The organism is Herbiconiux solani NBRC 106740 (assembly GCF_001571005.1).
Lineage (GTDB): Bacteria > Actinomycetota > Actinomycetes > Actinomycetales > Microbacteriaceae > Herbiconiux > Herbiconiux solani.
This window is the reverse complement of sequence record NZ_BCST01000003.1, coordinates 375107-387427: the sequence shown is the minus strand read 5'-3', so window position 1 is coordinate 387427 and position 12321 is coordinate 375107. Positions and strand designations below refer to the sequence as shown.

The 12321-nt window shown below is 69.0% G+C and carries 12 protein-coding genes; 8 read left to right on the top strand and 4 right to left on the bottom strand.

Translation table 11 applies throughout. The features are described 5' to 3' along the window. Positions 1–144: 144 nt before the first annotated feature. Genes HSO01S_RS07430 through pknB form a run of 7 tightly spaced genes read left to right on the top strand, consistent with a single transcriptional unit; the run spans position 145 to position 9336 of the window. Positions 145–966 carry an FHA domain-containing protein gene (locus HSO01S_RS07430; protein ID WP_084361428.1) on the top strand — a complete coding sequence of 274 codons (822 nt, stop codon included), beginning with the start codon at positions 145–147 and terminating at the stop codon, positions 964–966. 9 nt (positions 967–975) lie between these two features. Continuing rightward, complete coding sequence (locus tag HSO01S_RS07425; RefSeq protein WP_066039920.1) at positions 976–1593, top strand: FHA domain-containing protein FhaB/FipA; 618 nt, start codon at positions 976–978, stop codon at positions 1591–1593. A gap of 3 nt (positions 1594–1596) precedes the next feature. Beyond that, positions 1597–2964 carry a PP2C family protein-serine/threonine phosphatase gene (locus HSO01S_RS07420; protein WP_084361427.1) on the top strand — a complete coding sequence of 456 codons (1368 nt, stop codon included), beginning with the start codon at positions 1597–1599 and terminating at the stop codon, positions 2962–2964. Next, positions 2961–4361 carry an FtsW/RodA/SpoVE family cell cycle protein gene (locus HSO01S_RS07415; protein WP_066039918.1) on the top strand — a complete coding sequence of 467 codons (1401 nt, stop codon included), beginning with the start codon at positions 2961–2963 and terminating at the stop codon, positions 4359–4361. Before HSO01S_RS07420 ends, HSO01S_RS07415 begins: the two co-directional genes overlap by 4 nt. A gap of 4 nt (positions 4362–4365) precedes the next feature. Beyond that, a complete protein-coding gene (locus tag HSO01S_RS07410; RefSeq protein ID WP_066039916.1) occupies positions 4366–5817 on the top strand; it encodes a peptidoglycan D,D-transpeptidase FtsI family protein in 1452 nt (483 codons plus the stop codon). Continuing rightward, positions 5814–7610, top strand: coding sequence for a serine/threonine-protein kinase (locus tag HSO01S_RS07405; protein ID WP_066039914.1), 1797 nt, complete (start codon positions 5814–5816; stop codon positions 7608–7610). Before HSO01S_RS07410 ends, HSO01S_RS07405 begins: the two co-directional genes overlap by 4 nt. Positions 7611–7635: 25 nt before the next feature. Then, positions 7636–9336 (top strand): Stk1 family PASTA domain-containing Ser/Thr kinase, encoded by a 1701-nt coding sequence (gene pknB / locus HSO01S_RS07400; protein ID WP_157078954.1) that lies wholly within the window; start codon positions 7636–7638, stop codon positions 9334–9336. Between the two features lie 12 nt (positions 9337–9348). On the opposite strand, the gene HSO01S_RS07395 is transcribed toward pknB, so the two are convergent. The 3 genes from HSO01S_RS07395 to HSO01S_RS07390 are packed head-to-tail and all read right to left on the bottom strand — an operon-like array spanning position 9349 to position 10976. Continuing rightward, positions 9349–9987, bottom strand: a complete 639-nt coding sequence (locus HSO01S_RS07395) for an anthranilate synthase component II (protein ID WP_066039911.1) — start codon at positions 9985–9987, stop codon at positions 9349–9351. After that, entirely contained in the window at positions 9984–10145 is a 162-nt protein-coding gene (locus HSO01S_RS19040; protein ID WP_169799958.1) for a hypothetical protein, read from the bottom strand. Before HSO01S_RS19040 ends, HSO01S_RS07395 begins: the two co-directional genes overlap by 4 nt. 3 nt (positions 10146–10148) lie before the next feature. Next, positions 10149–10976: a class E sortase gene (locus tag HSO01S_RS07390; protein WP_084361426.1), complete on the bottom strand. Its 828-nt coding sequence runs from the start codon at positions 10974–10976 to the stop codon at positions 10149–10151. A gap of 101 nt (positions 10977–11077) precedes the next feature. Between HSO01S_RS07390 and HSO01S_RS07385 the strand changes: the two genes are divergently transcribed. Beyond that, positions 11078–11344: a cell division protein CrgA gene (locus tag HSO01S_RS07385; RefSeq protein WP_084361425.1), complete on the top strand. Its 267-nt coding sequence runs from the start codon at positions 11078–11080 to the stop codon at positions 11342–11344. Positions 11345–11421: 77 nt separating this feature from the next. Here the strand turns inward: HSO01S_RS07385 and HSO01S_RS07380 are convergent, their stop codons facing one another. Beyond that, positions 11422–12315 carry a rhomboid family intramembrane serine protease gene (locus HSO01S_RS07380; protein ID WP_066039910.1) on the bottom strand — a complete coding sequence of 298 codons (894 nt, stop codon included), beginning with the start codon at positions 12313–12315 and terminating at the stop codon, positions 11422–11424. Positions 12316–12321 lie beyond the last annotated feature (6 nt).

Sequence of the window (12321 nt, the reverse complement as noted above, 5' to 3'; positions counted from 1 at the left end):
TGCATTAACACCCAAGACAAGTAACATCGTCGTAGCATTCACGCCTTTGACAGTGCGCGCCGCCTGAGCGTCGCATCGACCGCCACCACGAAGCCACCGCCCCGGCGGCCGAGTCGCGACGCGAGAAAGAAGATCGGGAGAGACGTGGGAATACTGGACAACTTCGAGAAGGGTCTCGAGCGCGCCGTCAACGGCGCCTTCGCGAAGACCTTCCGCTCGGGGCTCCAGCCGGTCGAGATCTCCTCCGCGCTGAAGCGCGAGCTCGACACCAAGGCCGCCGTCGTCTCCCGCGACCGCATCCTCGTGCCCAACAGCTTCCAGGTGCTGCTCGCCCCTGCCGACTTCCAGCGCATGACCACGATCGGGCCCACCCTGATCGACGACCTCAATCAGATCGTGCAGCAGCACGCGGCCCAGCAGGGCTTCCAGTTCGCCGGCGGCGTGTCGATCGACCTGGTCAACGACCAGCGCCTGTCGACCGGGGTCATCCAGATCGAGTCCTCGAACGTGCAGGGCGATGTGGCGTGGACGCCGGTGCTCGACGTGGCGGGCAAGCGGCATCCGATCACCAAGTCGCGCACGATCATCGGCCGCGGCAGCGACGCCGACATCACGGTGGATGACACGGGCACCTCCCGCAAGCACGTCGAGATCCTCTGGGACGGCTCGCACGCGCAGGCCCACGACCTCGGCTCGACCAATGGGTCGCAGCTCAACGGCCGCCCGTTCGACCGCGTCACCATCGAGCCCGAGTCCGTCATCCAGATCGGCCGCACCAACATCGTCTTCCGCATCGTGCCCCAGGCCGGCCGCCCGGCCACTCACCGCCCCGCCGACCCCGCGGCGACCAGCCGGATGCCCGCCCAGGGCCGAAACACGGGCCGAGACGCCGGCCGCGACACCCCCCGAAGCAGCTCCCACGACAACGATCGCCCACCCCTCGATCCCGGCGGATTCTGGCGGTAGGCGGCGACAATGAGCGAACTGACCCTCCTCATCCTGCAGCTGGCGTTCCTTGCGCTGCTCTGGGTGTTCATCTTCATCGTGGTCTACACGATGCGGTCCGACCTGTTCGGGCAGCGCGTGCGCAAGCTGAAGGATGCGGCGGCCGGCCCCGCGCCCGCCTCCGGTCCCGCGATGGCCGGTGCCGCAGCGGCGGGAGCCGCCGCAGGCGCAGCCAGGCCGGCCGGAGCCGCCGCAGCCGGCGCCCCCACGACTCCTCCCCCCGGCACCCCCAAGGTCCCCACCTTCATCCCGGCCCCCGGCACCGAGCTCAGCGGCCCGCCGCGCGCCTCGACCGCCAACGCCGGCCGCCTGGTCATCACCTCCGGGCCGAAGTCGGGCACCGACATCCCCCTCGGCACCGAACCGCTGACGATCGGGCGCTCGACCGACTCGAGCGTCGTGATCCGCGACGACTACACCTCCACCCACCACGCCCGCCTGATGGTCTGGGGCGAGGAGTGGGTCATCCAGGATCTCGATTCCACGAACGGCACCTTCCTCGACGGCCAGCGGGTCACCGCCCCGGTGCACGTGCCGCTCAACACGCCCATCCGGATCGGCGCGACGACGTTCGAGCTGCGACGGTAGCCCATGGCCATCGTGACCGTGAGCGCGGCCGTGTCCCACGTGGGCAAGATCCGCTCGAACAACCAGGACTCCGGGTTCGCCGGCGAGACGCTCTTCGCGGTCGCCGACGGGATGGGCGGTCACGCGGGCGGCGACGTCGCGAGCGCCCTCGCCCTCAAGCGTCTGGCCGAGATCGACGGCCAGTACAACTCCGCGGTCGACGCCGAGTTCGCCCTGCAGGAGGCCATCGTCGCGGCGAACGCGGTGCTGACCGAGACCGTGTACGAGCATCCCGAGCTCACCGGCATGGGCACCACGCTGAGCGCACTCGTGCGGGTCGGCCACAGCGTCGCCCTCGCCCACATCGGCGACTCGCGGGTCTACCGGCTGCGCGACGACGTGCTCACCCAGATCACGGTCGACCACACCTTCGTGCAGCGCCTCGTCGACTCGGGCCGCATCACGCCCGAGGAGGCCAAGACCCACCCGCGCCGCTCCGTGCTCATGCGCGTGCTCGGCGACGTCGACGCGGCCCCCGAGGTCGACCTCCAGGTGATGGACACGCGGCCGGGCGACCGGTGGATGCTGTGCTCCGACGGTCTGTCGGGCGTCGTCGAGTTCGACGACATCGAGACGATCCTGAAGGACAACGCCGAGCCGCACGCCGCCGCCGACGCCCTGGTCAAGGAGAGCCTCGACCACGGAGCCCCCGACAACGTCACCGTCGTGATCGTCGACGTGCACCAATCGCTCGACACCCCCGCGGTCGAGCCGGTCGTGGTCGGCTCCGCGGCGGTCCCGATCGCGTTCGAGCAGCCGGTACGGCGCACCGTCCGCATCGCGGGCATCCCGGGGCTCCGGATGCACCCCCGCGGCCCCGCGAGCACCGAGCCCAGCCACTTCGAGCCCGGCTCCGACGACTACCTCGACGAGCTGATCGAAGAGGACCGCAGGCGCAGCCGTCGCCGCAAGGCGACCTGGCTGGTGGCCGCGATCGTCGTCCTCGGCCTGATCGCCGGCGGACTCTACGCCGGCTACCGCTGGACCCAGACCCGCTACTACGTCGGCGCCTCGAACGGTTCGGTCGCGATCTTCCAGGGCATCCAGCAGACCGTCGGCCCGATCGCGCTCTCGCACGTCTTCCAGGAGACCGACGTGACGACGGATGCTCTGCCCGACTACACGCGCCGCCAGGTCGAGAACACCATCAGCGCCGACTCGATCACGGCCGCCCTCGAGATCGTGAAGCGCCTGAGCGACTCGGCCGCCACGAACACCCCGACCGACGGCACCACGCCGCCTCCGACCCCGGCACCCACCGACGGAACCCAAGGCACCGGCACCCAGGGCACCGGAACCACCGACGGAACCGGCAGCACCCCCGCCCCATGACGAACCCCACCGCCTCCGTCGCCACCCCGGACCAGCCGGCCCCCACACCGGGCCGCGGCATCCGGCGCATCCGTGTGCCCCAGAAGCTCCGCAACGTCGAGCTCTTCCTGGTCATCTTCGTCTGCGCGGTCAACGCCCTCGCGGTCGTGCTCGTGCAGTTCGGGGCGCTCGGCTACGCCGACGGCACGGTCGTCACCCTCGGCGCGGGCCTGTCGATCCTCGTCTTCGGCATGCACATCGCGCTCCGGTTCGTCGCGACCAACGCCGACCCGTTCATCCTGCCGATCGCGGCGCTGCTGAACGGCATCGGAATCGCGATGATCTACCGCATCGACATCGCCGAGAACCTCACCGGCTGGGAGAGCACGGCCGTGCGCCAGGTGGTCTGGAGCGGCATCGCGATCGCCCTGGCCATCGTCGTCGTGGTCGTCATCCGCAACCACCGGGTGCTGCAGCGCTACACCTACCTCGCGATGCTCATCGCCGCGATCCTCCTCCTGCTCCCGATGCTCCCCGTGATCGGCCAGGAGATCTACGGCGCCCGGGTCTGGATCCACGTCGGCGCCTTCTCCTTCCAGCCGGGCGAGGTCGCGAAGATCGCGTTGGCCGTGTTCTTCGCCGGCTACCTCGTCTCGCGCCGCGACAGCCTCTCGATGGTGGGCACCAAGGTGCTCGGGATGCGGTTCCCGCGGGCCCGCGATCTCGGCCCGATCCTCCTGCTCTGGGCGATGTCGATGGCGATCATCATCTTCCAGCGCGACCTCGGCACGGCGCTTCTCTACTTCGGCCTGTTCGTCGTCATGATCTACGTCGCCACCGGCCGGGCCAGCTGGGTCGTGCTCGGCGTCGGCCTCTTCCTCGCCGGCGCGGTCATCGCGGGCCAGGTACTGGTCTACGTCAACGACCGGTTCACGAACTGGCTCGACGCCTTCAACCCCGAGATCTACGACGCGACCGGCGGCAGCTACCAGCTCGTGCAGGGTCTCTTCGGACTCGCGAACGGCGGCCTGATCGGCACCGGCCTCGGCGAGGGCCGGCCGGACATCACCCCGCTGGCGCAGAGCGACTACATCATCGCCTCGCTCGGCGAGGAACTGGGGCTCGCGGGCCTGTTCGCCATCCTCGCCCTGTACCTGCTGTTCATCTCGCGCGGCCTCCGGATCAGCTTCGCCGGCCAGGACGACTTCGGCCGCCTGCTCGGCGTCGGGCTCTCGTTCACCGTCGCCCTGCAGTGTTTCATCGTCATCGGCGGCGTGACCCGGGTCATCCCGCTGACCGGCCTGACGACCCCGTTCCTCGCCGCCGGAGGAAGCTCCCTGGTGGCGAACTGGATCATCGTGGCGCTCCTGCTGCGCCTGTCGGACACAGTCCGCAATCAGCCAAGGCTGGTGATCTAGACCCGTGACCCGTGAACTCAAGCGTGTGAGCATCGTGGTCTTCCTGATGTTCCTCACCCTCCTCGTCTCGACGACCACCATCCAGTTCTTCCAGGCCGACAACCTCTCCACCGACGCCCGCAACGCCCGCACGGTTTACGCCTCCTACGACACCGAGCGCGGCCCGATCCTGGTCGACGGCCAGCCGATCGCGATGTCGGTGGCGACGAACGACGAGTTCAAGTACCAGCGCACCTACCCCCAGGGCCCGCTCTACAGCGCGGTCACCGGGTACTACACGCTCGGCCAGGGCTCCAGCCAGATCGAGCAGTCGATGAACGACTACCTGAGCGGCACGAGCGACTCGCAGTTCCTCGAGTACCTCAACCGCCTCGTCACCGGCCAGAACCCGCAGGGCGCCTCGGTCGAATTGACGATCGACCCGGTCGTGCAGCAGGCGGCCTACGACGCGCTCGGCAGCTACCAGGGTGCGGTCGTCGCGATCGAGCCCTCGACGGGCCGGATCCTCGCGATGGTCTCCAAGCCCGACTACGACCCGAACACACTCGCCGTGCACGACAGCCAGCAGGTGCTCGACACCTACGACTCACTGCTCGCGGCATCCGGCGACCCGCTGATCAACAAGACGATCAACGACCTGAACCCTCCCGGCTCCACGTTCAAGATCGTCACGACCTCGGCCGCGCTCCAGAACGCGAACCTGCCGGTCGACCACACCGAGCCGAACCTCTCCCGCTTCCCGCTGCCGGGCAGCGACCAGACGGTGAGCAACGCCGGCGGTGGAACCTGCGGCGGCGGCGACACCGTGACCATCGCGACCGCCTTCATCCTGTCGTGCAACATCCCGATGGCCGAGCTCGGCGTCGAGATGGGCGAGGGCTCGCTCGGCGACATGGCGAAGGCCTTCGGTTTCGGCAGCGAGCTGTCGGTGCCGATGGATGTCTCGACCAGCGTCTACCCGCGCGGCCTCGACGATGCGCAGCTCGCGCTCTCGGCCTTCGGGCAGGGCAGCGACGTGGCGACGCCCCTGCAGATCGCGATGCTGTCGTCCGCCGTGGCGAATGGAGGAAAGCTGATGACCCCCACCCTGATCGACGAGGTCCGGGCCCCGGATCTGAGTGTTCTCGAGAGCTTCGAGGCCAAGGAGTTCGGCACCCCGCTGACTTCGGTAACAGCTTCGACACTTTCGGGGCTGATGGTCGACGCCGTCGATAACGGCGCAGCGACTAATGCAAGAATAGACGGGGTCAGTGTGGCCGGTAAGACCGGAACCGCGGAGAACGGTGAAGGCGATCCCTACACGCTGTGGTTCACCGGCTTCGCACCCGCAGACAACCCCCGGGTCGCTGTCGCGGTCGTCGTGGAGGACGGCGGTGGGTTGGGTCAGTCCGGGACGGGGAACCAGGTGGCCGCACCGATCGCACAACGAGTACTAGAGGCGGTGCTGAGTAAATGAGACCCACAGCAGGGGTGACCTTCGGTGGCCGGTACGAGCTGTCGAATCGCATCGCGATCGGCGGCATGGGCGAGGTCTGGCAGGCCACCGATCTGGTGATCGGGCGCACCGTCGCCATCAAGATCCTGAAGGACGAGTACCTGGGCGACCCCGGCTTCCTCGAGCGCTTCCGCGCCGAGGCCCGGCACGCCGCTCTCGTCAACCACGAGGGCATCGCCAACGTCTTCGACTACGGCGAGGAGGAGGGCAGCGCCTACCTCGTGATGGAGCTCGTCCCCGGCGAGGCGCTCTCGACCATCCTCGAGCGCGAGCACGTGCTCTCGACCGATCGCGTGCTCGACATCGTCGCGCAGACCGCGCTCGCCCTGCAGGCCGCACACGCCGCGGGCCTCGTGCACCGCGACATCAAGCCCGGCAACCTGCTGATCACGCCGGACGGCCGGGTCAAGATCACCGACTTCGGCATCGCCCGCATCGCCGACCAGGTGCCGCTCACGGCCACCGGTCAGGTGATGGGCACCGTGCAGTACCTCTCGCCCGAGCAGGCCAGCGGTCAGTCGGCCTCGCCGACCACCGACATCTACTCGCTCGGCATCGTCGCGTACGAGTGCCTCGCAGGCAAGCGCCCCTTCACGGGCGAGTCGCAGGTCGCGATCGCGATGGCCCAGATCAACGAGACCCCGCCCGACCTCCCCGTGACCATCGCGGAGCCGGTGCGCAACCTCGTCCTCTCCTGCATCGCCAAGAAGCCGGAGGACCGCCCGGCCTCCACGGCTGCGCTCGCCCGTGCGGCGATGGCGCTCCGTCGCGGCGACATCGCCTCCGCGGCCGCCGCCGTGCCCGCCGTCCTCGGGCCGGAGGGCCTGCCGCCGACCATGGCCACCACGGTCATGCCGTCCGGCGCCCCCACCCAGGCGACGACGCTGCTCTCCACCCCGGGTGGCCCGGCAGGTCCTGCCGGCCCGATCCCGCCGGTGGCCGACGACGTCCCGGCCGAGGAGCCGAAGAAGCGCTCCCCGTGGACCTGGCCGCTCATCGTGCTCATCATCATCCTGGGCCTCGTGCTGATCGGCACGATCGTGGCCCTCGTGGTGCAGGCGAACGGATCCAGTGCGCCGGCCACGCCGAGCACCACCGCCTCGCAGACTCCCCCGCCGACGACGCCGTCCACCCCGACGACCACACCGACGCCGACCAACACCCCCGTCGCGGTGACGGAGGCGGAGCTCAAGGGCAAGTCGTTCGACGAGGCCGCCGGCATCCTGCAGGCCATGGGCCTCAGCGCCAACCGCGTGCCCGGCAACGCCGCTCCGAGCGCCGACCAGGTCGACGTCGTCTATCAGGCGACGCCGGTGGGCAACGTGGCAAAGGGCACGACCATCGCGCTCACCGTCTACACCGACGTGATCGTGCCGGACTCCCCGACCACCACCCCCGCCGTGACCTCCGGGTCCAGCGACGGCAAGGTCAGGGCCGGAACGGACTTCACGATCGGCTGGACGTCGTACAGTTGCCCGTCCGGCACCACCCTCACGGGCTATTCGGTCGAGGCGACGAACGCGACGGTGACCACCCCTCCCGGCACGACGACCGCCGCCACGCTGACGGCCACCGGCGCCCCGGGCTCGACCATCGAGGTCAAGTACAACGTGAGCTGCTCGAACTCGGCCTCCGGGTTCTCGCCCTCGCTCACGCTGACCATCGAGGGCGGCGCAACACCCGCGCCGACGAACACCCCGGCCGGGACGGGTGCCGGTGCCGGCACCGGCGGCGCGCCCGCGAAGAACAACTGAGCACCGGATCCAGGAGTTATCGACAGTGACCGACGACAACCGTCTCCTCGCCGGGAGATACCGCCTGGGCGAGCTCATCGGCCGGGGCGGGATGTCGAACGTCTACTCCGGCCGCGACGAACGACTCGGCCGGCAGGTCGCGATCAAGCTGCTGAAGTCGTCGCTCGCCGGCGACCCGGTGTTCCGCACGCGGTTCCGGCAGGAGGCGCAGGCCGCCTCCCGGATGGCGCATCCCACGATCGTGCGCGTCTTCGACGCCGGTGAGGAGCGCGTGGCCGAGGCCGGCGGCTTCGAGGGTGTCGTGCCCTTCATCGTGATGGAGTTCGTCGAGGGCAAGCTGCTCAAAGACCTGATCAAGGAGGGCCCGGTCGACTCGGCCGAGGCCATCCGGATCACCGAGGGTATCCTGACCGCGCTGGAGTACTCGCACCGCGCCGGGGTCGTGCACCGCGACATCAAGCCCGGCAACGTGATGATCACCCACGGCGGCCAGGTGAAGGTCATGGACTTCGGGATCGCCCGCGCGATCTCGGACTCCTCGGCCACCGTCGCCCAGACCACCGCGATCCTCGGCACCGCGCAGTACTTCTCGCCGGAGCAGGCGCGGGGCGAGTCGGTCGATGCACGCACCGACCTGTACTCGACCGGCGTGGTGCTGTTCGAGATGCTCACCGCCGAGCCGCCCTTCAAGGGTGAGACGCCGGTGGCCGTGGCCTACCAGCACGTCAGCGAGATGCCAGTCGCGCCCTCGAAGGTGAAGCCCTCGGTCTCTCCCGCCATCGACCAGGTCGTGCTGCACGCCCTGGCGAAGGATCGCTTCGCGCGCTTCCAGAGCGCGGTCGAGTTCCGCAGCGACCTCGAGATCGCCGGCGCCGGGAAGATCCCGTCGAAGCGGGTTCCGGCCGACGACTTCCAGAGCTCGCTCTTCGGCGCCCCGCCGAGCCTCGCGCAAGGCAGCGACGCCGCCCTCACCCAGCTCGCCGGCGACGACGAGTACGCCGTGCGCACGCAGTCGCGGCCGCCGGTGGTGTGGATCTGGGCGGGCATCGTCTCGGTCGCCGTCATCCTGGTCGCGATCGTCTTCTGGGTGCTGACCCTGCAGCCGAGCGATCAGCTGCCCTCGACCTCGCGGCAGATCCCGACCGTCACCGGTCAGACCTACGAGGCGGCGGATGCGACGCTCCAGCAACTCGACCTGATCACGGCCCAGTACCTCGTCTACAGCGACACGATCCCGCAGGGGCAGGTCGTCGACACGAACCCACCGGCCGGCACGATCGTCAGCCCGGGCACCGTGATCGACGTGCGGGTCTCGCAGGGTCGGCAGGCCGTGGCGATCCCGGACCTCTCGGGCATCGCGGCCACGCAGGCCGCGAGCACCCTCACGGCCGCCGGCTTCACCGTGGGCAAGACGGTGAAGGAGAACTCTCCCGACGTGCCCGCAGACGTGGTCATCGGCACCGACCCCGCCTCGACGACCCAGGGCTACTCCGGCGACACGATCGATCTCGTGGTCTCCAGCGGCCTGGTCACGGTTCCGGATGTCGCGGGCCAGCCCATCGACGTCGCCAGTGCGACCCTCGAGCGCGTACTGCTGCAGGTCAAGGTGGAGCAGGATCCGGGATGCAAGACCCAGGCCACGAACCCGGTCTCGAGCCAGTCGATCGCCGCCGGCGACGCGGTGCAGAAGTCGGAGATCACCATCCGCTACTGCAGCGGCGTCTGAGTTCTCGGCTGATCAGACCGCGCGCAGCAGCGGGTTCAGCTCGGCAGCCCGCGCCGGAGCCTCGACGAGCCCGGCGGTCGCCAGCCAGTTGGCGAGCATCTTGTACCCGCCCTCGGTGAGCACCGACTCCGGGTGGAACTGCACGCCGTAGACGGGTGCCGAGACGTGACGGAGCCCCATGATGACCCCGCCGTCAGTGCGCGAGGTCACGACCAGGCTCTCCGGAACGGTGCCGTCGACCACTGCGAGCGAGTGGTACCGCGTCGCGGTGAAGCCGTCGGGCACCCCGTCGTAGAACGGGCTGTCATCGTGCCGGATGACCGAGGTCTTGCCGTGCATGAGCTCGTCGGCGTTGGTGACCGTGGCGCCGAGCGCCTCCGCGATCGCCTGGTGGCCGAGGCACACGCCGAGCAGCGGAGTGCCGGTCTCGAGGGCCGCGAACACGACCGGGATCGAGACCCCGGCGTCGGAGGGCTTGCCCGGGCCGGGCGAGAGCAGCACGGCGTCGTAGCCGCCGATCGTCTCGGCCGCATCGGCGGCGTCGAACGAGTCGTTGCGCACGACGTCGGTCTCGGCGCCGAGCTGCTGCAGGTAGCCGTTCAGCGTGTAGACGAAGCTGTCGTAGTTGTCGACGACGAGAACGCGGGTCATTGGTCGACCGTCACGTCCTGCACCGGCGCCGTCAGGTTGTCGATCCACGGGAAGACGTAGAACGCCAGCACGAACAGCACGGCCGCGAGCAGCACGACGATTATGAGGATGCGGACCCAGAGCGGGCCGGGCAGGATGCGCCAGAGAGCTGCGTACATGATCTAGGCCCCCACGAGTCCGGCGATGGCGGCGGGCGCTCCGGCTGAACGCGGGGTCCAGTCGGTCAGCACGCCGTAGGCGATGATGCGCTCGGAGGCCACGTACAGCGGGTTGCAGCTCGTGAGCGTGATGAGCCGATCGGTCGGCGTGGCGCCGGGCGACTGCGGAACCGGGTCGATGACGCCGACGCCATAGGGCGTGACGTACTCGCTGCCGCGGTAGGTGTAGGTGTACCAGCCGTCCTGCGTCTCGATGTAGATCGGGTCGCCGACCTGCAGTTCGTTGATCTTCAAGAACGGGCTGCCCCAGCCGTCGCGGTGCGCGGCGACGGCGAAGTTGCCGACCTGGCCGGGCATCTGGGTGGTGCCGTAGTGCCCGGCGCCGCCCTTGTTGAGGACGGTGCGGGGATCGACGCCCTCGGCGATCGTCTTCTTGAAGTCCGACCCGAAACGCGGCACGTACATGACCGCGAACTCCTGGGTGTTGCCGGGGGTCGCGAGCACGGGCGGCTCGCCGTACTGGAAGGTGGAGGGCGCTGCGGCCGCCGAGGACGGCGCCGGGGCCGGGGCCTCGCTCGCGGGGGTGTCACTGGCCCAGCTCTGGGAGAGCGAGTTCGCATCCGACGCCTGCTGGTTGCTCAACATGATGCCGTTGAGCGAGAACTGCCAGCCCAGGAAGAGGAGGACGAGCACGCCGGCCGTGATCAGCAGCTCTCCGAACACGCCGACGACGCGGGAGACCATGCTGCGCTTCTGCCGCCGCGGGCGCTTGAGGACCGTCTCGGCCCCGCCTGCGGGGGTCGTGGGCTCGGTGGGCGGCTGCTCGCTCATGCCCCAATCCTAAGAGCTTCTAGCTGGGGAGGCGCCCCGAGAGTGCAGCCTGTGGAAAACCGGTGGAGAACCACCCGCCAAAGACCGTTAGAATCATCGGCATGGCCCGAGACAAAGCACCGACCAAGGACCTGGATCGCCGCAATCGCGACGTTCAGCGCACCAGCCGCGACGAGTCCTCCCAGGCTCCGAACCCCGTCTGGTTCAAGCCGGTGATGTTCGGCTTCATGATCATCGGTCTGCTCTGGATCATCGTGTTCTACGTGAGCCAGGGCCTTTTCCCGATCCCTGACCTTGGGAGCTGGAACATCCTCGTCGGCTTCGGCATCGCCTTCATCGGCTTCATCATGACCACGAGATGGCGCTAATTACACTGCTGTAATTATCCCCAGTGTGGAAACAGCTGTGGATAACTCACGGCCTGTGGATAAGCCTGTGAAGTCCGCTACCCCGTAATGGGGTACACGAGGGCTCTCGCGACCGTCAGCAGCACCAGTCCGACGACGATCGCGGCTACCAGCAGGATCTGCAGATTCCGCTTCCGGATGGCCCGCGTCCGCACGTAGACGAAGGCGACCAGGCCGCCGGCGATCAGTCCGCCCAGGTGCGCCTGCCACGAGATCCCGGAGACGACGAAGCCGAACGCCAGGTTGATCACGACCAGCACGACGATCTGGGCGCTCGATCCGCCGAGATGCCGGTTGATGATGAAGTACGCGCCCATCAGGCCGAAGATGGCACCGGATGCGCCGAGCACCGCAGAGAGCGGCGACGCCAGGAACGCGACCGCCACCGAGCCGCCGAAACCGGCGATCAGGTAGAGCGCGAGGAACCGGCCCTTGCCGAGCATCCGCTCGATCGACGGCCCCAGCACGAACAGCGTGTACATGTTGAGCAGGATGTGGAAGATGCCGAACGGGTTCTGCGCACTCACCGGGGAGTGCGCGAACATCGACGTGATCATCCGCCACGGCTCGAGCGGGGCCCCGGTCGCCGGGATCGTGTACGCCGGCGCGTAGATCACCGCCTGCGTCACCCCGAGCCCTGGGATCAGCTGCAGCAGGTACACGATCACGCAGACCGCCATGATGGCGTACGTGACGACCGGCGCATCCGCCCCGGTCAGGTTGCGGAGGAACGCGGGACGCCGCCCGGCCGAGTAGGCGCGGGGGGTCTCCCGGCGATCCTGCCGCGCGCAGTCGACGCAGTGCACCCCCACCGCGGCCTGCACCTGGCAGTCGGGGCAGACCGTCTTGCCGCACCGCTGGCAGAGCACGAAGCTCTGGCGATCCGGATGGCGGTAGCAGAAGTTGTCAGCCGAGTACGGCGCACTGGTCATGCGAGC